Source organism: Streptomyces cynarae (genome assembly GCF_025642135.1).
GTDB lineage: Bacteria > Actinomycetota > Actinomycetes > Streptomycetales > Streptomycetaceae > Streptomyces > Streptomyces cynarae.
This window is the reverse complement of the sequence record NZ_CP106793.1, coordinates 3,341,476-3,363,032: the sequence shown is the minus strand read 5'-3', so window position 1 is coordinate 3,363,032 and position 21,557 is coordinate 3,341,476. Positions and strand designations below refer to the sequence as shown.

The 21,557-nt window shown below is 70.1% G+C and carries 17 protein-coding genes and 3 tRNA genes; 7 read left to right on the top strand and 13 right to left on the bottom strand.

The window, feature by feature from the left end; translation table 11 throughout:
• Window positions 1–29 precede the first annotated feature (29 nt).
• The 3 genes from N8I84_RS15630 to N8I84_RS15620 form a co-directional block, all read right to left on the bottom strand.
• Window positions 30–1,967: a radical copper oxidase GlxA gene (locus tag N8I84_RS15630; RefSeq protein ID WP_263230109.1), complete on the bottom strand. Its 1,938-nt coding sequence runs from the start codon at window positions 1,965–1,967 to the stop codon at window positions 30–32.
• Window positions 1,964–3,916: a glycosyltransferase family 2 protein gene (locus tag N8I84_RS15625; RefSeq protein WP_263230108.1), complete on the bottom strand. Its 1,953-nt coding sequence runs from the start codon at window positions 3,914–3,916 to the stop codon at window positions 1,964–1,966. The genes N8I84_RS15630 and N8I84_RS15625 overlap by 4 nt, the downstream gene beginning before the upstream one ends.
• Window positions 3,917–4,598: 682 nt before the next feature.
• Window positions 4,599–4,672 (bottom strand) — tRNA-Lys (locus tag N8I84_RS15620).
• A gap of 244 nt (window positions 4,673–4,916) precedes the next feature.
• Between N8I84_RS15620 and N8I84_RS15615 the strand changes: the two genes are divergently transcribed.
• From N8I84_RS15615 to N8I84_RS15600, 4 genes are all read left to right on the top strand, one after another.
• On the top strand, window positions 4,917–6,179 hold the full coding sequence (locus N8I84_RS15615) for a peptidoglycan-binding protein (protein WP_263230107.1): 1,263 nt from the start codon (window positions 4,917–4,919) through the stop codon (window positions 6,177–6,179).
• A 17-nt stretch (window positions 6,180–6,196) separates the two neighbouring features.
• Window positions 6,197–7,342 carry an SPFH domain-containing protein gene (locus N8I84_RS15610; protein WP_263230106.1) on the top strand — a complete coding sequence of 382 codons (1,146 nt, stop codon included), beginning with the start codon at window positions 6,197–6,199 and terminating at the stop codon, window positions 7,340–7,342.
• 207 nt (window positions 7,343–7,549) lie between these two features.
• Entirely contained in the window at window positions 7,550–8,161 is a 612-nt protein-coding gene (locus tag N8I84_RS15605) for a lytic polysaccharide monooxygenase auxiliary activity family 9 protein (RefSeq protein WP_200417586.1), read from the top strand.
• Between the two features lie 129 nt (window positions 8,162–8,290).
• Complete coding sequence (locus N8I84_RS15600) at window positions 8,291–8,740, top strand: hypothetical protein (protein WP_263230105.1); 450 nt, start codon at window positions 8,291–8,293, stop codon at window positions 8,738–8,740.
• A gap of 114 nt (window positions 8,741–8,854) precedes the next feature.
• Here the strand turns inward: N8I84_RS15600 and N8I84_RS15595 are convergent.
• From N8I84_RS15595 to N8I84_RS15565, 7 genes are all read right to left on the bottom strand, one after another.
• Window positions 8,855–8,928 (bottom strand) — tRNA-Lys (locus tag N8I84_RS15595).
• 99 nt (window positions 8,929–9,027) lie between these two features.
• Window positions 9,028–9,786, bottom strand: coding sequence for an IclR family transcriptional regulator (locus N8I84_RS15590; RefSeq protein ID WP_263230104.1), 759 nt, complete (start codon window positions 9,784–9,786; stop codon window positions 9,028–9,030).
• A gap of 204 nt (window positions 9,787–9,990) precedes the next feature.
• Window positions 9,991–10,767 carry an amino acid ABC transporter ATP-binding protein gene (locus N8I84_RS15585; protein WP_200417583.1) on the bottom strand — a complete coding sequence of 259 codons (777 nt, stop codon included), beginning with the start codon at window positions 10,765–10,767 and terminating at the stop codon, window positions 9,991–9,993.
• 10 nt (window positions 10,768–10,777) lie between these two features.
• Window positions 10,778–11,428, bottom strand: coding sequence for an ectoine/hydroxyectoine ABC transporter permease subunit EhuD (ehuD, locus tag N8I84_RS15580; protein WP_200417582.1), 651 nt, complete (start codon window positions 11,426–11,428; stop codon window positions 10,778–10,780).
• Entirely contained in the window at window positions 11,425–12,129 is a 705-nt protein-coding gene (gene ehuC, locus N8I84_RS15575) for an ectoine/hydroxyectoine ABC transporter permease subunit EhuC (protein WP_263230103.1), read from the bottom strand. Before ehuC ends, ehuD begins: the two co-directional genes overlap by 4 nt.
• Window positions 12,126–13,043 carry an ectoine/hydroxyectoine ABC transporter substrate-binding protein EhuB gene (gene ehuB, locus N8I84_RS15570; RefSeq protein ID WP_263230102.1) on the bottom strand — a complete coding sequence of 306 codons (918 nt, stop codon included), beginning with the start codon at window positions 13,041–13,043 and terminating at the stop codon, window positions 12,126–12,128. Before ehuB ends, ehuC begins: the two co-directional genes overlap by 4 nt.
• A 136-nt stretch (window positions 13,044–13,179) precedes the next feature.
• Window positions 13,180–14,139 (bottom strand): D-2-hydroxyacid dehydrogenase, encoded by a 960-nt coding sequence (locus N8I84_RS15565; protein WP_263230101.1) that lies wholly within the window; start codon window positions 14,137–14,139, stop codon window positions 13,180–13,182.
• 231 nt (window positions 14,140–14,370) lie between these two features.
• Between N8I84_RS15565 and N8I84_RS15560 the strand changes: the two genes are divergently transcribed.
• Together N8I84_RS15560 and N8I84_RS15555 are read left to right on the top strand one after the other, a co-directional pair.
• Entirely contained in the window at window positions 14,371–15,099 is a 729-nt protein-coding gene (locus tag N8I84_RS15560; protein ID WP_263230100.1) for a maleate cis-trans isomerase family protein, read from the top strand.
• A 161-nt stretch (window positions 15,100–15,260) separates the two neighbouring features.
• Window positions 15,261–16,346 (top strand): LLM class flavin-dependent oxidoreductase, encoded by a 1,086-nt coding sequence (locus N8I84_RS15555; protein WP_263230099.1) that lies wholly within the window; start codon window positions 15,261–15,263, stop codon window positions 16,344–16,346.
• Between the two features lie 119 nt (window positions 16,347–16,465).
• On the opposite strand, the gene N8I84_RS15550 is transcribed toward N8I84_RS15555, so the two are convergent.
• Entirely contained in the window at window positions 16,466–18,436 is a 1,971-nt protein-coding gene (locus N8I84_RS15550) for a putative bifunctional diguanylate cyclase/phosphodiesterase (RefSeq protein WP_263230098.1), read from the bottom strand.
• A 464-nt stretch (window positions 18,437–18,900) separates the two neighbouring features.
• On the opposite strand from N8I84_RS15550, the gene N8I84_RS15545 reads away from it, so the two are divergent.
• Window positions 18,901–20,238 carry a M6 family metalloprotease domain-containing protein gene (locus tag N8I84_RS15545; RefSeq protein ID WP_263234772.1) on the top strand — a complete coding sequence of 446 codons (1,338 nt, stop codon included), beginning with the start codon at window positions 18,901–18,903 and terminating at the stop codon, window positions 20,236–20,238.
• 538 nt (window positions 20,239–20,776) lie between these two features.
• Here the strand turns inward: N8I84_RS15545 and N8I84_RS15540 are convergent.
• A tRNA-Lys gene (locus N8I84_RS15540) sits at window positions 20,777–20,850 on the bottom strand.
• Entirely contained in the window at window positions 20,841–21,449 is a 609-nt protein-coding gene (locus N8I84_RS15535; protein WP_263230097.1) for a bifunctional DNA primase/polymerase, read from the bottom strand. Before N8I84_RS15535 ends, N8I84_RS15540 begins: the two co-directional genes overlap by 10 nt.
• Window positions 21,450–21,557: the final 108 nt, after the last annotated feature.

Below are 21,557 nucleotides of genomic sequence, written 5' to 3'. Positions count from 1 at the left end.
GGTGGAGGGCGCCCCCATCTGCGTACGAGCTACGGCACCTTCACCCACTGCGCCACCGACGGCGTCCCCTGGTCGTCGTCGACGAACAGCATGTACCAGCCAGGAAGGACAAGGTTCCGGTTCTTCGGGACGGTCACCGTGATCCTGTCCCCGGACGTCTTGAAGTCGAGGGCGATCGACCGCTGGTCCACGTCCGTGACGTGCGTCGACGCACTCGGCCGGATCAGCCGCACCTTCCGGATCGCCGACGCGTGCTGCGAGGTGAACGTCCCCGAGGCGCCCGGCGCGATGGTCTGCGGCCCGCCCGACAGCGACGGACGACCGTCCCGGTACAGGTACGGCGGCGTGTAGATCTCGACCCGCTGCTCGAACTTGCCGGGCTTGGTGTTCGCCTTGTCGCCGTACAGCGAGTCCGAACCGAAGAACATCACCCGCCCGTCGGGCAGCAGGATCGAACCCGAGTGGTAGTTGCGGCCCACCAGCGGGTCGGCGACCCGCTGGAAGGTGTTGCTGTCCGGATGGTAGATCCGCGCCTGGAGGATGTCGGAGTCGCTGCGGCCGCGGTAGTCCTCCGAGCCGCCCGAGACGAGCACCGTGTCGTCGGGCAGGACGGAGGACTGCGGGTAGCGCGTGCCCTTCTCCAGGGACGGGCCGTCGACGAATCTCGGGTCGTCGTCCTTCAGGTCGATCAGCCGTGTCCTCTTGCTGGACAGCTTGGACTCGCCGACCCCGCCGCCGCCGATCACCAGGTACTTCTGGTCCTGCGCGGGCGGCAGCAGCACCGTGCCGGACGTCTCCATCATGTTCGGGTCGCTGAGCCCGGGCAGCTTGGTGAACTTGTTGGTGTCGACGTCCCAGATGCCGGGGTCGCGGCCCACGTTGTCCGGTCCGTAGCCCGCGTTCGAACCCGAGTAGAAGATCTTGCCGTTCTGCATCAGGAACAGCGCGGGGTAGGTCGGGAACTGACGGATCTTCGGTGTGTACGCCCACTTCTTCGTCTTCGGGTCGAAGACCTCGTTCTTGCCGGGGACCAGCTGCCCGATGTCGTCGAGCCCGGAGACGCTGAGGATCTTCCCGTCGCTCAGCGTGGTGAGCGTCGGGTACCAGCGCGCCTCGTTCATCGGGTCGACCTTGATGTACTTCTCCGCGACCGGGTCGAACTCGTAGGCGTCCCGGATCCCTTGGAAGTCCTTCTTGTCGAGGGCCAGTTTCTGCGCGATGCCGTAGGTGTTGCGCGCGTCGGCGCCGGTCAGGCCCTGGATGCGGTAGTTGTCCTGGGTGCCGGTCTCGTACTTCGCCCCGCTCCGTTCCGCCTCGACGTAGATACGGCCGAGACCGGGGTCGTTGCGCAGGAACTTCCCGGTCCTCTTGTCGAACACCTTCGTCGCGCGCGGTACGAGCACCGGGTCCTTGGACACGAAGCTCTTGCCGTTCTCCCTGCCCTTGAATCTGGTGCCCGCGGGCAGGGTGATCGGCTTGTCCGGGTTCTCGTTGTGGACGATCATCAGGCCGCCGGCCTTGGTGACGTCGCCCTTCAGCTTCTCGTACCGCTTGGTGCCGCCCGCGATCAGGATCTTGCCGTCCGCGAGCTGGGTGTGGCCCGTGCAGAACAGGTCGTTCGGCGTGGGCACCTTCTTGATGGTGCCCTTGACCGGGTCCCAGATCCGGGTGTCGAACTGCTTCCTGTCGAAGTTCTCCTGGTTGTTGCCCGACCCGGCGATCATCAGCACCTTGCCGGTGTGCAGCAGCACCGCGTGAATGGTGTCCTGGCGGTACTCCTTGGGGAACTCGACGATCTGCCAGTGCCCGTTCTCCGCCTTGTACTCGGGCTTGTTGATGACGTAGTCGTGATACTGCGCCGTCCCGAAGCGGTACAGCCACGGGCCGTTCATTCCGCCCAGCGCGAGGACCACCACCGTGCCGATCGCCAGCCGTCGAGCGCGACGGCGGCCGGCCTGGTCATTCATTTCTTGCGTCCCCCAAGAGCGATCTGCATGGTCTGGTCGTCATGTCCGGCCAAGGCGGGCCGCTGCCCCGGTGTGTGCTGCCCCGGTGTGTGCGTCCCGGTGGGCTGGTGCGGTATCACCGCGGTGTCCTGCGGCTCGTCCGCTGCGGCCGGCTTGTTCTTCGCCTGCCGCAGGGTCCAGCGCCAGGCGACGATCGGTGAGGCCGTGATCAGCAGGGCCAGCGAGGCCCAGGTGATCATCGCGGGGTGGGAGTGGCCGAGGAGGAGACCGGCGGCGATCGAGCCGCCGAAGACCAGGATGAAGAACAGGTGGATCCGGAACGTCCCGAACAACGTGTCGGGGCTGGCCGAATCGCCCTTGGGGGTCACCACGAACCTGCTCTTGCGGCGCAGCACCGCGTCCATGAGCGAGCGGGCGTAGACCGGCGCGGACAGCGCCGACATCACCATGCCCGCCACACCGCCGGAGCCCTCCGGCTCGTGCGGGGAGACGTTGTGCCGGCGGTTCCAGATGTACAGGCCGATCTGGAGGGCCGACGCGTTGCCGTACAGCATCAGCCAGACCGTCGGGTCGATGTTCACACCCGAGGCGCCCAGGCCCAGGAACAGGGCGCAACTCAGCGCCGCCAGGATCCAGTTGAGGGCCGACATCGGGTAGAAGATGATCATCATCGTGTAGTTGAAGAGCTTGCCGGGCGGCAGCGAGAAGAAGCCCTTCCAGTACTGCTTGAGGATCGTCTCGTACGTGCCCCGCGACCAGCGCAGCTGCTGGGTGAAGAAGTCCGTCCAGGCGGCCGGGCCCTCACCGACCGCGAGCACGTCCGGCGTGTAGACCGACTTCCACTTCCTGCCGGTGGCCGGGTTCCGGTGGCGGTGCATCTCGAACCCGGTCGCCATGTCCTCGGTGATCGAGTCGTACAGGCCGCCGATCTGCTTCAGGGCGCTGATCCGCACGGCGTTGGACGTGCCGACGAACATGGGCGCGCCGTAGCGGTTGCCGGCGCGCTGGATCAGCGCGTGGAAGAGGAACTGCTGCGACTCGGCGGCCTTGGTGACGAAGGTGTCGTAGTTGCCGTAGACCTGCGGGCCGATGACGAAGCCGACGTCCGGGTCGCGGAAGTAACCGAGCATGCGCTCGAGGTAGTTGGGCAGCGGCACATGGTCGGTGTCGACGGAGGCGAAGTAGTCGTAGTCGTCGCCGTGCGCCTCCAGCCAGGCGTTGTAGTTGCCGTGCTTGGTCTTCGCGCGGTGCGGTCCCGAGGGCCGGTTCCACTTCTCGACACCCTTGCGGGTGAAGTGGTGCACGCCCAGGCGCTCGCAGACCCGCTTCACCTCGGGGTCGTCGCCCTCGTCGAGGAGCCAGACATGCAGAAGGCCCCGGTGGCGCAGCCGGACGGCGGCCTCCAGGGTCTTCGTCACCATCGACAGCGGTTCCTTGCCGGGCACGTAGGTGGTGATGAACGCGACTCTGCTGCCGGTCGCGGGCACCACCGGGACCGGGTCGCGGGCGACCAGGGTGGCGTGCGCGTTCGACAGTACGTTCATGCACCGGAAGAACTCGATCAGGCCGATCGAGACGAGCATGACGATGTCGAGGGCCGGCAGGAAGTCGTAGGCGGGATAGTCGCGTTCGGTCCAGTGTTCGGGCTGCAACAGCCAGGCGAGCAGGATGAGCGACAGCAGCGGCGCCGCGCCCAGCATGAGGGCGGCGCGGATGCGGTGCGGTTCCTGGGAGAGCAGTGAGCGGTACTGGACCTTGTACGGCTTGGTCGGGTCCGGTTCGGTGAGGGGACCCGCCAGCCGGCTGTAGTGCTCGTAGTCGTATCTGGGCAGTGTCCGTTTGATCCGGTGGATGGTGCCGGTGTGGCCCGTTCGGTGAGACACCACCCTGAGCCGGGTCGTCTCTGACGGGTCGAAGTCCTGCCGGGCGCCCGTCGGCGTCGACGTCATGAGTCATCCCCCCGCACGCACAGATGCGTGTGTGTTTTTGCTGGCTTTCGCCCGCTTTGGTCCCCCTCGACCTTGGCGGACGAATCAGTGACAGGTCGGTGTCATCGCGCCATCTACACCATATCGACACGAAGAGCGGCCTTCCGGTTGCATGACGCCCCCCTCGGCGTCCGTTTCTGCGGGGCCCCCACCCCTGTGCCGGGCAACCGGTCCCTACCCCCAACTGCCATGCAACGGCAGTCCCTCGGAGCCCAGGGTTCTACGGCGTCCGACTTGATCGCAAGATGCGAAACGCGGTGTTTACCGGTCATACCCACTCAATGGATCGTTTCTTGGTGTCTTATGGGGCGGTTGCGACCACTCGTGCACGGATGTTGAGGAAGTGGTCCCTTATGGCGCCATCGGCTCCGCCCCGGCCGGATGGTGCGGCGCGGTGAAACCGAGGCGGGGGTGCGCGTGCGCGACGGAGGGCGCGTCTGCGGCGGGTGGGGGTGCCGTACACGCCGGGCAGGCGGACGCGAACCGTCCTGCAGGGCGTGCTGTACATGCCAGGCGGTCCCTGCGGCGGACCTGAAGGGGGTGTGGGTGGCGAAGCCCCCGCGGCGCGCCGCGAAGTCGTGCAGAAAACGACGATGGCGAGACGGTTCGCGCTTTCCGCGAACACGCCTCGCCATCGCCATCGTGCGCCGCCAGGGACTCGAACCCCGGACCCGCTGATTAAGAGTCAGCTGCTCTAACCAACTGAGCTAGCGGCGCCTGCTGACCTGGAGAACTTTACCCGACGCGGGAGGGTGCTCCTGACCACCCCGGGGGAGGGGGTGAGGGGCCTCCGTCCGGAGGGATCGGTACCCATGCGAATGACTTCGCTTACATCATTCGGCCCGTCACCCTGCGCTTTCCCTGTGGGCATGGGTAACTGACGGATGTGCAGAAAAGAGGACTAAGACGACTAACGGCGCAAATTCCCCCGAATGCCGACAGGGAGTGTGAGGGACGTCGCATGGAGACACCGGTATTCGAGGAATTCGAACCCACGACTGACTGCGACTGCCCCGGGTGTGTGCGCCGGCGCCGCGTCATCCCCCCTTCCTCCGCCGTCGAGGGGATCCGCCGCCCGACGGCCCGCACGGCCCTCGCGCTGGCCGCCGCCGCGGGCACGGCGCTGGGCATGGTCCAGGCGACACCCACCGTAGCGGCCGCCCACACGCCGCTCGCCTCACCGGCACAGCCGGCACCGCCGGCACCGTCCGCGCCGTCCGTGCCCGCGAGTGACGAGCCTTCGGACAGCCCGCAGGGGAAGGCCGCGCCGCTGCACGGCCCGGTCGGCGGTTTGAACCTGACCGCTGCGGCCGCGACGACCCGCGCCGACATCATCAACCGGGCCAAGAAGTGGATCGACGCCCGGGTCCCCTACAGCATGGACGACTACTGGTCCGACGGTTACCGGCAGGACTGCTCCGGCTTCGTCTCGATGGCTTGGAACCTCGGCTCGAACGAATGGACGGGCAGCCTCGACAAGTTCGGTGTGCGTATCACCAAGGAGCAGCTGCAGCCGGGTGACATTCTCCTCTTCCACAATCCCGACAATCCGGAGAAGGGCTCGCACGTCGTCATCTTCGGCGGCTGGTCGGACTACAAGCACACGGCCTACATCGCCTACGAGGAGACTCCGCCGGGCGCTCGCCGGAAGGTCACCCCGTACGCGTACTGGTCGAATTCCAGCCGCTATGTGCCCTACCGCTACAAGAACATCACCGAGACCAAGGAGAGCACCCAGGGCAAGGAGGCGCCGGTTCCCGGGTCCGCTGTTCCTGGGGTGCCCGGTGTCCCTGGTGTCCCTGGCGTTCCCGGTGTCCCCGGTGTCCCTGGTGTCCCCGATGTCCCCGGGATGCCCGGGCCCGACGACCCGACGCACCCGGTGTCGGGGACGGGCGGCAAACGCCCGGTCGTGACGACTTCCGGCCGGTCCCTCGACGGAGTCGGCGCCGGCGCGCCCGAACTGCGGAGCGCCTTCGCGCCGACGGCCCCCGGCTACCCGGGACGGGACGTGTTCCGGCCGGGCGCGGACAACCCGTACGTCACCCTGCTGGGCCGGAAGCTGGTCGAAAAGGGGTTCGACGCGCATTACACCGGCGGTCCCGACGCGCGCTGGGGCGAGGCCGACCGGCGCAACGTGGAGGCCTTCCAGCGCGCCCAGGGCTGGAACGGCCGTGAGGCCGACGGCTTCCCGGGGCCGGAGACCTGGCGACGGCTCTTCTCCTGACGTGTGTGGAGGCACGAATGACTACGACGACATCACCGACCCCGGAGCAGGAGGAGGAGCCGGAAGGTGCCGACGCGCGGCCCGGCCGGGTCATCCACAGCGAGTCGACCACCGAGATCCCGGTGCATCTGCTGTTCCGGAAAGGACCCGACACCGAGCCGCTGCCGCTCGCCCCGACCGTCGTACGACGGCGGCTCGGCACCGGTGAGCAACCGCGGGTCCAGGTGCCCGCCGCCCCCAGGCGGCAGGTGCCGATGGTGGACCCCGAACTGATCGAACGGCCCGCGCGGGTGCTGCCCTGGGCGGCGGGCCTGCTGGCCGGGATCGCTGGTGCGGCCGGTTGCGTGGCCGCCTCGTGGTGGGCGGGCGTCCTGCCGCCGGCCATGGTGCGCGCGCTGGATCTTCCGCCGGTCTCGGGCACGAGGCTCGGGCTCGCGCAGTGGGCCGCGTACGCCGTCGCGGGCGTGCTCCTCCTCTTCGGCTTCGGCGGGCTCAGCCGGGGGGACACCGGGCGCGCCTGGGCCCTGTCGCTCTTCGGGCGCTACCGGGGCACGGTACGCCGCACCGGCCTGATGTGGGTCAATCCGCTGGTGCTGTGCCGCCGGGTCGACGTACGGCTGCGCCACTGGCGCAGCGAGCCGATCCCCGCCGTCGACGCCAACGGTGTCGCGCTGCGCGTGGTGGTGCTGGTGACCTGGCAGGTCCGGGACACCGCGCGCGCCGTGTTCGGCATCGACGACCACGAGACCTATCTGCGGGAGTGCGTCGAGTCGGCGCTCGCGCGGGTGCTGCCGCAGGTGCCGGCCGACCTCCCGGCGGTGGCGGACGTGGTGAGCCTGCGCAATGTCGAGGCGGTCGGCGACACGCTGACCCGGCTGGTCGCGGGAGACGTGGCGGCGGTCGGCCTGGAGGTGTTCTCGGCCCGGCCGACCCGGATCGAGTACGCCCCCGAGGTGGCCGCCCGCATGCAGCGGCGCCGTATCGACGCGTTCGACGCGGAGCACCGTGACGCGGTGATCGGCTCGGTCCTGGACTCGGTGGAGGAGACGGTGACCCGGCTGACCGCGCGCGGCCTGGTGGAACTCGACGGCTACGAACGCAAGGCGCTGGTGCGGGACCTGACGGTGGCCTTCTGCACGGGACGGGCGGGCGACGGGGGGTGAGGCGGGCGACGGGCTGAAGTGTGCGCCGCCCCCGGGGAGGCGGCGCCCGCCGACCACGCCGGGCGCCGATCGTGGGCGGCGCGAAACACAGCCCCGCGATCGGTGTGTGGATTGGTATGGACATGTTCAACAGGCGGCAATAATCTGAGGCTTGGTCTAGACCTGCATGGCTCACTGAACTCCCCCACGTTCACAAGGAGCGGCAGCATGCGCACCAGGACCAGGTTGTACGCCGCCGTGCTGGGCCTCGCGACCGCGGGAGCCTTCGTGCTCTCCACCGGCGGCGCCAGCGCCCACGGCTACACCGACCAGCCCCTCAGCAGGCAGAAGATGTGCGCCGCGAACGGCGGCATCGTCACCGGCTGCGGCGACATCCAGTGGGAACCGCAGAGCGTCGAGGGCCCCAAGGGCTTCCCGGCCGCCGGCCCCGGCGACGGCCGGATCTGCTCGGCGAACCACACCAACTTCGGCGCGCTCGACCAGCCGAGGACGCCTTCGGGCGCGCCCTGGCCCACGACGAAGGTGACCGGCGGGCAGAGCTACACCTTCCGCTGGCAGTTCACCGCCTCCCACGCCACGACCGACTTCCGGTACTACGTCACCAAACCGGGCTGGAACCAGAACCACGCCCTGACCCGCGCGGACCTCAACCTCACCCCCTTCCTGACGGTCCCGTACAACGGTCAGCGCCCGCCGTCCACGCTCACCCACACCGGCACCCTGCCGACCGGGCTGAGCGGCCACCACGTGATCCTCGGGGTGTGGACGATCGCGGACACGGGCAACGCGTTCTACTCCTGCGCCGACGTCACGTTCTGAGCCCGGATCCTCACCTCCCGAGCTCTGAGGCTTTCTTGAGCCAATCCGCCACCCCCCACGGGTAGGTTCCGCACACCGGCGGCGACGCGCCGGTGTGCGGAACCAGACCTGTGACCTCGGGGGGAACCCATGGACGCGATGCTCTACGTCGTACCTGTACTGATCATGGCCGCGGCCGGCTTCCTGGGGTACCGGGTGGTGTACCGCTGGCTGCAGATCAGAAGCGCGTGGAACAGCGGGCTGACGGCCGAGGGGCGCTGCCTCAAGGCGTACACGACCGTCCACGGCGGCCGGAACGACACCTCCGTGCGCACCGCGCTGCACCACGTCTACGAGTTCACCACGCGGGACGGCGTCGGAATCCGGTTCGAGGAGGAGGGCGGCCCGGGCACGACGGTCGAGGGCGACATCGTCACCGTCCACTACGCCGAGGGCCGCACGGGCGTCGTGGCGACCGCGCGCCCCCCGAGGCGGGGCAGGCAGGCGATGGCCACTGCCGGCACCCTGGGTTTCCTCTGCGGGATCGTCGTGTTCTGCGTCGGCTTCATGACCATGATCGCCGTGGACCTCCACAGCTGACGGTCCGGTCGGCGCGGTGACGCCGCCGCCTGGGGTCCTCCGGCCCTCCGTGGCCTCCACCAGACCGGACCAGTGCAAAAGGGGCCCCTCGCTTTCGCGAGGAGCCCCTCATCGTGCGCCGCCAGGGACTCGAACCCCGGACCCGCTGATTAAGAGTCAGCTGCTCTAACCAACTGAGCTAGCGGCGCAGACTCTGTCGCTTTCGGCTTTCGCTCCCGGCGACAAAAGAAATACTACCTGGTCCACGGGCGTGCTCGTGACCACCCCCGTGGACGATCCCGGATCGTTCAGATCGTGAGGGACAGGACCACCGGGGCGGCGCCCCTGTTCAGCCGTTCCGCCGCCTGCCGCAGCCGGTGGGCGTGCTGGACCGGCAGCGACAGGGCCAGGCAGCCGACCGAGGAGCCCGCGGTGATCGGGACGGCCGCGCAGACCGTGCCCACCGCGTATTCCTGCAGGTCGAGCACCGGAACCGTCGGCGGGTGGGCGTCCAGGCGGGAGAGCAGGACCTTCTCGCTGGTGATCGTCCGCGAGGTCAGTCGGGCCATCTTGTACCGGGCGAGGTGGTCCCGGCGGCCGTTCACGTCGAGCTGGCCGAGAAGGCTCTTGCCGACCGCACTGGCGTGCGCCGCGGAGCGGAAGTCCACCCACTCGTGCACCGCGGGCGCCAGCGCGCTCGCGGCGCACTGGGTGACCCGTACCTCGCCGTCGATATAGCGGCTGATGTAGACGGCGGCACCCACCGAGTCGCGCAACCGGTCCAGGGTGCGCTGGAGCTGCTCGCGCAGCGCCTGCTCATGGCTCTGGGCGGAGCCGAGCCGGCTGAGGGCGGCCCCGGTGACGTACGCGCCGTCGATCGTCTGCTCGACGTACCCCTCCCGGCGCAGCATCCGCAGGAGCGAGGTCAGCCGCTGGGCGCCGAGACCCGTGTGGCGGGCCAGCTCGACGTCGGTGACACCGGTGGAGTGCCGCGCCACGCCCTCGAGGACACGCAGGGCGTCCTGGGCCGAGTGGTACGGGGCGGTCGGCTCATGGGTCAGCGCCACGGTCTCCCCCTGCGCTTTTTGGGCCATCCTCGGGACAGCTGGGCTGCCTCCACGATACGGCTCAAACGCGCATCGCGGAGCGGGTGTTGCGGAACTTTGCGGCGGCTTCGGCCCGCTCAGCAGGAACGCGCCACTTTGGCATATGCCGAGGTCATGTCCCTTGCACCAGGACCTGGAGAGGGCCGCCGCCTTCACTTCCTGTAGTCACAGCACTGCGCTGAGGAATTCCCGCGTGCGTGTGTGCTCGGGCTCGCTGAAGATCTTGTCCGGTGGAGCGGCCTCGATGACGTGGCCGGAATCAAACATCAGCACCCGGTCGGAGATGTCCCGCGCGAAGCTCATCTCGTGGGTCACGCAGAGCATCGTGATGTCCGTGCTGCGAGCGATGTCACGGAGCACGTCGAGGACCCCGGCGACCAGCTCCGGGTCCAGCGCGGAGGTCACCTCGTCCAGCAGCAGCACCTGCGGGCGCATCGCGAGGGCGCGGGCGATCGCCACGCGCTGCTGCTGGCCGCCGGAGAGCTGGCTCGGGTACTTGTCGAGGTGTTCGCTCAGCCCGACCAGGTCGAGCAGCTCGCGCGCCCGCTCCTCCGCCTCGTCCTTCGACAGGCCGAGCACGGTCACCGGGGCCTCGGTGATGTTCCGCAGCACCTTCATGTTCGGGAACAGATTGAACTGCTGGAAGACCATCCCTATGTTCTTGCGGATCTCCCGGACCTGTTTCTCGGGCGCCGGGTACAGGCGCTGCCCGCCGACCGTGATCGTGCCCTCGTCGGGCTTGGTCAGGGTCATCAGCAGCCGCAGGATCGTGGTCTTCCCGGAGCCGGACGGGCCGATCAGCGTCACGTGCCGGCCCGCGTCGACGGAGAAGTCGAGCCGGTCGAGGACCGTGTGGTCACCGAACCGTTTGGTGACCTTCTCCAGGCGGATCAGCTCGCCGGAGGCCGCCTGCGGGTCGGCATGGGCGTCGGGTTGCTTCATCAGGGGGGTGTCAGCGGACAAGGCGTCGCTCCAGTGCTCGCAGGAGGAGGGAGGCGGGGTAGGAGATCAGGACGAAGGCCACACCGATCACGGTGAGCGGCTCGGTGAACTGGAAGTGCTGCTGGGAGAAGAGCCGCGCCTGGCCGAGCATGTCGAGGACGGTGATCGCCATCAGCATCGGCGTGTCCTTCAGCATCGCGATCACGTAGTTGCCGAGCGCCGGCACGACCCGGCGGATCGCCTGCGGCAGGATCACCGCCGTCCAGGTGCGCCGCGTCGGCAGGCTCAGCGCGGTGGCCGCCTCCCACTGGCCGGCGGGCACGGCGTCGATACCGGCCCGGTAGACCTGCATGGTGTACGTCGAGTAGTGCAGGCCGATCGCCACGACACCGGTGGTCAGCGCAGAGAAGGTCAGCCCCCACTCGGGCAGCACGTAGAAGAGGAAGAACAGCTGTACCAGCAGCGGGGTGTCGCGGATGAACTCCGTCACGACGCCCACCGGCCAGCGCACCCACCGGGTCGGTGTGCGCATCAGCAGCGCCCACACCAGGCCGACCGCGAACGAGATCAGCGAGCCGAGGGCCAGCGCTTCCAGGGTGACGAGCAGACCGTCGAAGAAGTGCGGCATGAAGGCGCGGACGGCGCCCCAGTCCCAGGTCATCGGACCCCACCTCCGACCGGCTGCCGCACGGCGACCCGGGGCCGGGGCCGCGGCGCCTTGCCGACGCCGGCCTTCAGACGGCGCTCGAGACCCCGCATCAGCCGGGTGAGCAGGAAGGCGATCACGAAGTAGATGAGCAGGACGTAGGTGTAGATCTGCGCGCTCTCCTGCAGTGCGAGCCGCACCAGGTTGCCGCTGAACGCCAGGTCGCCCATGCCCATGATCGACACCAGTGCGGTGCCCTTGAGCAGTTCGACCAGCAGGTTCGAGAACGGCGGGATCATCTCGGGCACCGCCTGCGGCAGAAGGATCTTCCGCATCCGCTGCCACGGGGTGAAGCTCAGCGCGATCCCGCCCTCACGCTGCGCCGGATCCACGGAGACCAGGGCGCCGCGCACGATCTCCGCACCGTACGCCCCGTACGTCAGACCCAGCGCGAGGGTGCCCGCCCACATCGGCACCAGCTGCCAGCCGAAGGCGAGCGGCAGCACGAAGAACACCCAGAAGATCATGATCAGGGCGGAGGTGCCGCGGAACACCTCGGTGTAGAGGCCGGCCAGGAAGCGGACGATCCATCTGCGATGGGTGCGCGCCATGCCGACGGCGAAGGAGACGGCCGTCGCGAGCAGGGTGCCGAGCACCAGCAACTGGATCGTGGTCCAGACGCCTTTCAGTACGAGTTCCCACAGTCCCGAGGTCATCCGCGGCAGAGCTCCTTCGCGGTCAAGTCGGTCATCTCGGCCTTGGTGAAGCCGAACGGGCGCAGGATCCGGAAGAGTTCGCCGCTCGCCTTCATCTTCCTCAGCTCGGCGTTGAAGGCGTCCCGCAGCCGGGTCTCGGTGGACCGGAATGCGAAGCCACCGCCGTCGACGTGCGGTTTTCCCTTCACCAGGGGTGCGAAGGGCTTGGTCGCCTCCGCCTTGCCCGACTTCTTGACGACCTCACGGACCGTCAGTGCGGTCCCGGCGAACACGTCGACGCGTCCGGCCTCCACGGCGTTCAGGCCGGCCACCTGGTCCGTCACGATCAGCATGTCGCTCTGCTTGTAACCGGCCTCGGCGGCGTACTGGATCTCCGCGTACCCGGTGCCGGTGGCCAGTTTCGCCTGCTTCGCGACGACGTCCCTGTAGTCGTGCAGCCCCTTCGGATTGCCCTTGCGCACGATGAACGCGTCGAGCATCTGGTAGTCGGGATCGGCGAAGACGACCTGCTGGCAGCGTTCCGGAGTGATGTACATCCCGGCGGAGACCACGTCGAACTGCTGGGAGTTCAGACCCGGGATCAGCGAGCCGAACTCGGTCGGCACGGGCTGCACCCGGTCGACGCCGAGCCGTTTGAAGACGACCCTCGCCAGCTCGGGGGCCTCGCCGGTGAGACGGCCGTTCTTGTCGATGTAGCCGAAGGGGATCTCGCCGGCGATGCCGAGGCGGACGACGCCCTGGGCCCTGAGCCGGCTGAGCAGGTCGCCGCCGGGCGTGCTCGACGCCGCCGCGACACGGCTGCAGCCGGCCGCGCCCAGTGCGCCGAACGCGGCGACACCGGCGAGCAGCGACCGGCGGGTGGTTCCGGGTTGCCCCGGGTCGTACGTCCGTGCATTCGTCCGTGGGGGAGCCATGGGCGCGCAGCTACCCGGGACCGTGCGATGTATTCAGGCCAGTTCCGGCCCCGATCGTCCTCGGCGGTCCGAACCGGAGGCCGCCGTTTCGCTTGGCCGGGGCGCTGACCAGGGGCGACGGCGAGCGTGCGGCGGCTCAGTGGCCGGGAACGTATCCCCGATTCTTGTCCACCACGTTCAGCAGCGGTTTACCCGCGGCCCAGCGTTCGTACAACGCCAGGAACTGCGCCCCGAGCTCGTCCTGACAGCCGACCGTGTCACCGCTCATGTGCGGGGACACCAGCAGGTCCGGCACCTGCCACAAGGGGCTGTCCGGGCCGAGCGGTTCCTGCCGGAAGACATCGAGGGCCGCCCCCGCGATCCACCGCTTCCTCAGCGCCTCGGCCAGCGCCTCCTCCACGACGAGCTGCCCGCGCCCCACGTTGATGAACCGGGCGGACGGCTGCATGACGCCGAAGCGGCGGGCGTCGAACATGCCGTACGTCTGCTCGGTCAGCGGCGCCGCCGCGACCACCCAGTCGGCCCGGGCCATCAGCCGGTCCAGGTCGGCCGGGCCGTGGATGCCGGTGCGCGGCACCCGGCCCACGATCGACGTGGTCACCTCGAGCGCCTTGAGCGTACGGGCGATCGTCCGCCCGATCGGTCCGGAACCGACCACGCACGCGCGCGTGCCCGCCACCCGCAGCGCCTCCCGGTGCCGCCACTCCCGCTCCCGTTGCAGGTCCCAGGTGCGCGGCAGGTCCTTGGCCAGGGCGAGGACGAGCGCGGCCACGTACTCGGCGACCGGCCGCTCGAAGACGCCGCGCGCGTTCGTCACCACCGCGCCGGACGCGGCGAGTTCCGGACACAGCACATGATCGACTCCCGCACTCGCGATGTGCACCCAGCGCGGGCGCGGCCCCTCGCCCGGCCAGGCGTCGCGCACCGCCCGTGAGGCGACGTCCCAGACCAGCAGCACATCCGCGTACGGCAGCCGCGCGGCGAGCGTCGAGGCGTCCACGTGCTCGATCCGCGCCCGGCCGGTGAGCCGGCCGAGCCGGAGGAGCGGGTCCCCGTCCAGGACCAGCACGGTCGGGCCGGGCGTGGAAGCCGTCATGCGGAACCGTTCCTCGAGTTCGGCGGCGGCCGACAGCGGCCGACGGGGCGTCCGACGTGCGCGGATCGACCACGGTCGCACCCCGGCACGGTGCCGTCAACACGACCGACCAGGTGATGAGGGGGACGGCTCCGCCTCACCTGGGTACCCGCGCCATGGGTCACCGGCAGGCTCTGCTCGACACGGCGGCACACCGGGGACCCGTACCGCCGACGAACAGGAAGGTTGGGCATGACCGCACTCGGATTCCTCTACCCGGGCCACTTCGCCGAGGACGACTATCCGCGCATCGAGCAGTTGCTGGCCGGCGACATCCGGGTGGATCTCGTGCACACCGACGTCGGCGAGGACGCGCACCGCGCCGACCTGCTCCGGGAGATGGGCTCGCCGCAGCGGCTCGCCTCGAGCGCTCAGGAGCTGCGGCTCGCGGGCGCCGAGGCGGTGGTGTGGGCGTGCACCAGCGGCAGCTTCCTGCGCGGCTGGGAGGGCGCCCACGAGCAGGTGCGCACCCTCGCACGCACCGCGGGGATGCCGGCGTCGTCCACGGCGTTCGGCTTCGTGCACGCCGCGCGGGAGATCGGGGCGCGGCGGCTGGCCGTCGCGGCGACGTATCCGGACGACGTGGCGCAGGAGTTCGCCTCCTTCCTGCGGGCGGCCGGTGCGGAGGTGGTCGCGGTCCACGGCGCCGACGCCGGAGCGGCGGCGCAGGTGGCCACCTGGGGCGATGAGGTCCTGGCGCTGGCCCGCGCGGGCGACCACGCCGACGCGGACGCGGTCCTGATCCCGGACACCGCCCTGCACACCGCCGCGCACCTGACGGCCCTGGAGAAGGACCTGGCCAAACCGGTCCTCACTGCGAACCAGGTCACGGTGTGGGAGGCGCTGCGCCTGGTGGACCGCCGGGTGAACGCGCCGAGCCTGGGGACGCTGTTCACCAGGGAGCCGGTGGTGCAGGTGTAGGGGGAGTGCCGGGAGCGGGGTCCACGGGGCCGGGGCCTCGGAGTCCGGTTGTCCGGGCGGTGGTCTCCGGCGCCGAGACCGCCAGGGGGTGGCGGGAATAACCGGGGACCGTCTCCTGTTAGGCGTGTGAGAGACGCGACGCTCACGCAGGAGGCACAGCAGTGGACGAGATCCGAGGCACGGCACAGGGCACCGCCCCCGTCCCCCTGTCCGTACTGGACCTGGTCACCGTCGGCGCGGGCACCACCGCCACCGACGCCCTGCGCACCAGTGTCGCCCTCTCCCGGCTCGCGGAGGCCCGCGGCTTCCACCGGTACTGGGTCGCCGAGCACCACTCCATGCCGGGCGTGGCCTCCTCCTCGCCCGCGGTGATCCTCGCCCACCTCGCCGCCCACACCGACCGCATCCGGCTCGGCTCGGGCGGCGTCATGCTGCCCAACCACGCCCCGCTGGTCATCGCCGAGCAGTTCGGCACGCTGGAGGCCATGGCCCCCGGCCGTATCGACCTGGGCCTCGGCCGCGCCCCCGGCACGGACGGTGCCACGGCCGCGGCGCTGCGCCGCACCGACCAGCTGAACGAGGGCGCCGACGACTTCCCGCAGCAGCTCGCCGAGCTGACCCGGTTCCTCGACGACGACTTCCCGGACGGCCACCCCTACGCCCGTATCCACGCCGTCCCGGGCCCCGTCCAGGCCACCTCGCCGGGCGGCGTGCAGTCCCCGCACCGGCCGCCGGTCTGGCTGCTCGGCTCCTCCGGGTTCAGCGCCCGCCTGGCCGGCATGCTCGGCCTGCCGTTCGCCTTCGCCCACCACTTCTCGGCGCAGAACACCATCCCGGCGCTCGACCTGTACCGCGACTCCTTCCGCCCGTCCGAGGTCCTCGACGCGCCGTACGCCCTCATCGGCGTCTCCGCGCTCGCCACCGACGACGAGAAGGAGGCCCGCCGCCAGGTCCGGGCCGCCGCCCTGAACATGCTCCGACTGCGCATGGGCCGCCCCGGCCTCGTCCCGACGCCGGAGGAGGCCGAGGCGCACGAGTTCAGCCCCATGGAGGAGGAGTTCATCGGGTCCTGGAACTCCAATGTCGTCCACGGGACACCGGACGAGGTCCGCTCCGGCCTCGACGACCTCCAGAAGCGCACAGGCGCCGACGAGTTGATGCTCACGTCCAACGCCCACAGCGGCGAGGTACGCCTGCGGTCGTACGAACTGATCGCGGACGCGTACGGGTTGCCTGCGGCGGCTTGAGGTTCCCGGTCCTGGGGCGCCGTCCCTGGGGGTGCCGTCCCTGGGGGCGCCGTCCTTGAGGGCTGCGCCCCCAGACGCCCTTCGACCTGAACGGCCCCGTCCTCAAATGCCGGACGGGCTCACTTGCGGCACCCTTCTCCTTCGACCAGCTCCGTAATCCGGTCCGGCGGCACCGGACGTGAGTACAGCCACCCCTGCCCGGTGTCGCAGCCGATGCGGCGCAGGCGGGTGGCCTGGGCCGAGGTTTCCACGCACTCCGCGGTGACCGTCAGGCCCAGCCGGTGGGCGAGCTGGATCATGGCCTCCACGATGACCTCGTCGGCCGGGTTCGGATGCGCGTCCGTGCCCTCGTACTGGAAACCCCGGACGAACGACCCGTCCAGTTTCAGCACGGACACCGGCAGCCGGCTGAGGTAGGCCAGGTTGGAGTACCCGGTGCCGAAGTCGTCGATCGCGATGCGCACCCCCATCTCGCTGAGCGCCTGGAGCGCCTGGAGCGGACGACCGGCCGAACCCATGACCGCGGACTCGGTCAGCTCCAACTGGAGCAGATGCGGGGCGAGTCCGGTCTCCGTCAGGGTCTCCGCCACGTCCGCCACCAGGTCCGAGTCCCAGACCTGGCGCACCGCCACGTTCACGCTGACGAAGAGCGGCGGCTCGTCCGGGCGTTCCAGCTGCCAGCGGCGCGCCTGTCGGCAGGCCGTCTTCAGCGCCCAGCGCCCGAGCTGGACGATCGAGCCGTCCTCCTCCGCCAGTCCGATGAACCGATTCGGCGTCAAGGTGCCGAACTGAGGGTGATGCCAGCGCACCAGCGCCTCCACCCCGCGCACCCGTCCGTCCTCCATACCGACCAACGGTTGGTACTCCAGGGCGAATTCACCCCGTTCGATGGCCGGCCGCAGCCCCGAGGACAGCGCCTGGCGGGTCATCCGGTGTGCGTTGCGCTCCGGATCGAACAGCGTCCAGCGGGCCTTGCCGTCTGCCTTCGCCCAGTACAGCGTCGTATCGGCCGCCTGCATCAGGCCGGTCGCGCTCGTGCCGGCCGCGTGCCGCTCCACGACGCCGATGGACGCCGACACCGACAGCCGCTGCCCGGACAGGTCGAACGGCTCCTGGATCGCCTTGAGCACCGACTCGGCCAGTTCGGCCAGTTGCTCGGTGCCCGTGGAGTCCTCGACGAGGAGCGCGAACTCGTCGCCGCCCAGTCGGGCCACCAGGGGAGTCGTGGGCCGCCCGTGGCCCGCCTCGTCCGCGCAGTGGGTCAGACGCTCCGCGACGGCCGCGAGCAGCCGGTCGCCGACGCGGTGGCCGAGGGTGTCGTTGACCGCCTTGAAGCCGTCGAGGTCCAGGTAGCACAGCCCGATCCGGCCGGTGCCGCTCTCCTCGTACGAATCCGCCTCCAGCGCGGCCGACAGGCGTTCGAAGAACAGCGTCCGGTTGGGCAGCCGGGTCACCGGGTCGTGCATCTGCAAGTGCCGTAGCCGCGCCTGGAGTTCACGGCGGACGCTGATGTCGGCGACGGAGAGCAGGACCGCCTTCTCGGCCTCGGGCAGCGGCGTCACGGTCACCTGGGCCCACAGGGAGTGCCCGTCGGGGTGTTTGACGCGGCGCGTGCAGCGAAGCTTGGCCTGGCGTCCGCGCAGTACCTCGCGGTAGGCGTGCCAGGTACGGGCGTCCGAGGACAGGTCCAGCAGGTCGGCGGCGACCTTGCCGACCAGCGCTTCCGCGCCGGTCCCGAGCAGTGAGCCCATCGTCCCGTTGGCGGTGACGACCAGGCCCTCCCGGTCGACGACCGCCATGGCGAGCGGCGCGGCGGTGAACGCGGCGCCGAACGAGACCGGTTGGGGCCCGGTGGCCGGGGAGAAGGGTGGCTGGTCGGCGGCCGGGGTCAGGGGTGGTGCGTCGACGGACGGCGTGGGAGAGGGCGCCTCGACGGGCGGGTTCAGGAGTCGGTCTTCGGAGGTGAGGGGTGGGTCGTCGGAAAGGGGTGATGGCTGGGACGTACCGGATGACGTGGTGTCGTAACTCTCTGTGATGGCCGGGCCGACGAGGTCTGCCGCGGGCGCCGGCCCATCGGACGTTCCGCTCACCGCTCGCTCCCGCAGTGCACTCGTTCTTCGTACGGATCTCTTGGGTCTCGTCGGGGTCGACGGCCGCAAGGTGGGCGGCCGTACAAGCCGTGTTCGTGCAGGAAAGTGTGCCGATCATAGAGGCTGACCCAAAGGCCTTCCAGCCGATGTCCAGTGTCCCGCGGCGAGCGCGTGTTCTGACAGATCGTTTCTGCCCGTGCCGGACCCCGGTCCATCAGGCCGCCCATGGCTGTGACGTTCCGTGAGTATTGGGGGCGTCGGCGCATGTCGGCCGCCCCCTTGGCGCTCGTGCGCCGTCGTGCGCTCCCGCCCCGCACTGCCCCTCCCGCGGCCGTCGCGGATCCCTCCTGGCTCATCCCCTGGCTGATGGCCTCTCACCCTTCCGGGGCAGACAAACAGGACGTAGTAATACAAGTAAGACCAGGCTGGGGGTGGAGTTCCGAGAACTGCACCCGGAGGTCGACGTGCCGCGTCCGCTCCCCCTCACGGGGCTCACCCGCGAGACCCTGAAGGGGTTCTCCCGGGGCGCGTCACCCGTCCTGCGCAGCAGCGCGGCCCTCGCCACGTCGATGACCGCGCTGGTCGCGACCTCGCTCGTGACGGGCCCGGCGCTGGTCGAACCCCTGGCCGCGGCCTGCCAGATCGCCCGCAGCCGGGCGCACCACTCCGAGGGCGTCGACACCTGGAACGCCGCCTACACGCGCCCCACCCGCGCGCTGGACGCGGTCCTGGTCTTCCTGTCCTTCCCGGACGCGACACCGGCGACCACGCCGGCCGAGCTGACCGGTGACTACTTCCCGGACACCAGCCGCTTCTTCGAACGCGCGTCCTATGGCCGGTTCACGCTGCGTCCCCATCCGGTGGACCACTGGATCCGGATGCCGCACCCGTCCACCTCCTACGCCATACGACGCGACTGGAGCATCGAGAGCCGGGCCACCTATCTGCGCGACGCGCTCGCCGCGGCCGACAAGGACGTCGACTTCTCCCGGTACGACATCGTGTACCTCGTGGCCGACCCGGACGCGCCCGGCGTCGACTCGGACGCCACGAAGGTGGTGAACCTCGACAGCCCGCTGCGGGCCGACGGCAGGGACATCCGCCGGGTGGTCACGGTCTTCGAGAAGCATCCGCCGGACCAGCTCGTCCTCGCCCATGAGACAGGCCATGTGTTCGACCTGCCCGACCTGTACCACCGTCCGACCGACGGCAAGGGGGACTGGGACACCTACGTCGGCGACTGGGACCTCATGGGCAGCCAGTTCGGACTGGCCCCGGATCTCTTCGCCTGGCACAAGTGGAAGCTGGGGTGGCTGGACGAGAGCCAGGTGGTGTGCGTACGGGCTCCGGGCAGCACGCGGCTGACGCTGGAGCCGGTGGCCGCGGGGCCGACCGGGGTGCCGCAGGTGCCGGTGAGCGCGGGTGCGGCGGGTGCGCCGGCGCGAGGGGTGGAGGCGTTCGGGTCGGGGCACGGAACCAAGCTGGCGGTGGTGCGGACGGGGCCCGACAGTGTGCTGGCCATCGAGGCGCGCGGGGCGGTGGGCAACGACAGCGCGGCCTGCACCCAGGGGGTCCTCGTCTACCGGGTGCGCGGCGAGACGGAGTCCGGGGGCGGGCCGGTGGAGGTCCTGGACGCGCACCCGCACAGCTCGGCCTGCGCCGGCACATCGGTGTACCCGCCTCTGGCGGACGCTCCGGTCCGGGAGGGCGAGACCTTCACGGTGCCGGGGGAGGGGGTGCGGGTGGAGGTGGAGGGGAGGACGGCTTCTGGGGGGTGGACTGTGCGGATCACGAAGGGGTGAGGGGTGATGGTGAGGGTGAAAGCTGACTGCGTGGGTGAAGTGGCTGTTGGGCCGCTCGCTTCTTTGTCAGGGTCGTGCGTCCGCGGGGGAGAAGCGAGCGAGCGGCCCGGAGGAACGGGTGGCCAGGTCGGGCGACCTGCGCGTGGGCTGCGTTGTGCCCGGGGGACGGGGCGCGGTCGCGCCTCGCCTGCACGCCGGGTGGGTTCAGCGGCGTGCGGTCGGTGGGTGGGTGCCGGCATGCGGTGGCTGTGGGGCCGGTGGGTGGGCAGTGGCGTGTGGTCGGTGGGGCGTGGAGGTCGTTCGCGGTCGGCGGGACGTGTCTCTCCTGGCGTGCAACAGAAAACGCAGATGTGCTGCACTTCGCCGCACAGGCGGGGCGTGTGCCGGTTGGGCGCCGTGCACGCCAGGCGGCGACGGCAGCCGACCTGAAGGGGGGTGTGGGTGGCGAAGCCCCCGCGGCGCGCGGCGAAGTCGTGCGGAAAACGACGATGGCGAGACGGTTCGCGCTTTCCGCGAACACGCCTCGCCATCGCCATCGTGCGCCGCCAGGGACTCGAACCCCGGACCCGCTGATTAAGAGTCAGCTGCTCTAACCAACTGAGCTAGCGGCGCCTGCTGACGTCGTAGACCTTAGCATCCTGGTCCGCGGGAGGAAAAATCGATATGCGTACGGGGGCGGAGGTCGCCGCGCGGGCGGCTCGGACGGCTGCCCAGAGGATGATCTCCGGCCCGGGCAGCCAGGGCCGACGGGTGTCGGGGGCGACCAGCCAGCGGGAATCGAGCCTGGTGGCGGCGGGGTCGGCCGGGTGGACGGCGGGCACCGTCACCGCGTCGCCGATCCCGTGGCACAACAGTGGAGGGATCTTGGGCGTACGGCCGCCCCACTCCTCCCAGTCGAGCAGCGCCGGCAGTCGCCGTGCCGTGCCGGGCGCCGTGAACAGCAGGGTGCGGCCCCTGTGGACGGCGACGGGCCCGGAGCCGGGACCCTCGTCCCAGAGCCGATCGAGCATCCGCCGTCCGAAGATCGCGGGGGTGTTGACGACGTCGAACGCGGTGCCGCACGGCAGGACCACCGGGGCGGTGGGGCGGTCCGCCCAGAGGGCGAGGGTGCTGCGCGGATTCGTTCCCGCCGAGGCGAGCCAGGCGGCGCCCTCGGAGGTGACACCGCAGACGTCGCGACAGGCTTCTATGGACGGCGTTCGACTGCTCATGGGAAACAGATCTACCCGGCGTGAGCGGTCGGTCTCCGAGGGTTGCGGAAAACGGGGACGGAAGGGTGCGAGAGGGGGTAAGGTGCGGCCCGGCATATGCCGCATGAT

Bases quoted from the DNA above. Each gene is read 5' to 3' on its own strand.
- N8I84_RS15630 (WP_263230109.1), bottom strand. From the start codon at position 1,967: ATGAATGACCAGGCCGGCCGCCGTCGCGCTCGACGGCTGGCGATCGGC.
- N8I84_RS15625 (WP_263230108.1), bottom strand. From the start codon at position 3,916: ATGACGTCGACGCCGACGGGCGCCCGGCAGGACTTCGACCCGTCAGAG.
- N8I84_RS15615 (WP_263230107.1), top strand. From the start codon at position 4,917: ATGGAGACACCGGTATTCGAGGAATTCGAACCCACGACTGACTGCGAC.
- N8I84_RS15610 (WP_263230106.1), top strand. From the start codon at position 6,197: ATGACTACGACGACATCACCGACCCCGGAGCAGGAGGAGGAGCCGGAA.
- N8I84_RS15605 (WP_200417586.1), top strand. From the start codon at position 7,550: ATGCGCACCAGGACCAGGTTGTACGCCGCCGTGCTGGGCCTCGCGACC.
- N8I84_RS15600 (WP_263230105.1), top strand. From the start codon at position 8,291: ATGGACGCGATGCTCTACGTCGTACCTGTACTGATCATGGCCGCGGCC.
- N8I84_RS15585 (WP_200417583.1), bottom strand. From the start codon at position 10,767: ATGAAGCAACCCGACGCCCATGCCGACCCGCAGGCGGCCTCCGGCGAG.
- ehuD (WP_200417582.1), bottom strand. From the start codon at position 11,428: ATGACCTGGGACTGGGGCGCCGTCCGCGCCTTCATGCCGCACTTCTTC.
- ehuC (WP_263230103.1), bottom strand. From the start codon at position 12,129: ATGACCTCGGGACTGTGGGAACTCGTACTGAAAGGCGTCTGGACCACG.
- ehuB (WP_263230102.1), bottom strand. From the start codon at position 13,043: ATGGCTCCCCCACGGACGAATGCACGGACGTACGACCCGGGGCAACCC.
- N8I84_RS15565 (WP_263230101.1), bottom strand. From the start codon at position 14,139: ATGACGGCTTCCACGCCCGGCCCGACCGTGCTGGTCCTGGACGGGGAC.
- N8I84_RS15560 (WP_263230100.1), top strand. From the start codon at position 14,371: ATGACCGCACTCGGATTCCTCTACCCGGGCCACTTCGCCGAGGACGAC.
- N8I84_RS15535 (WP_263230097.1), bottom strand. From the start codon at position 21,449: ATGAGCAGTCGAACGCCGTCCATAGAAGCCTGTCGCGACGTCTGCGGT.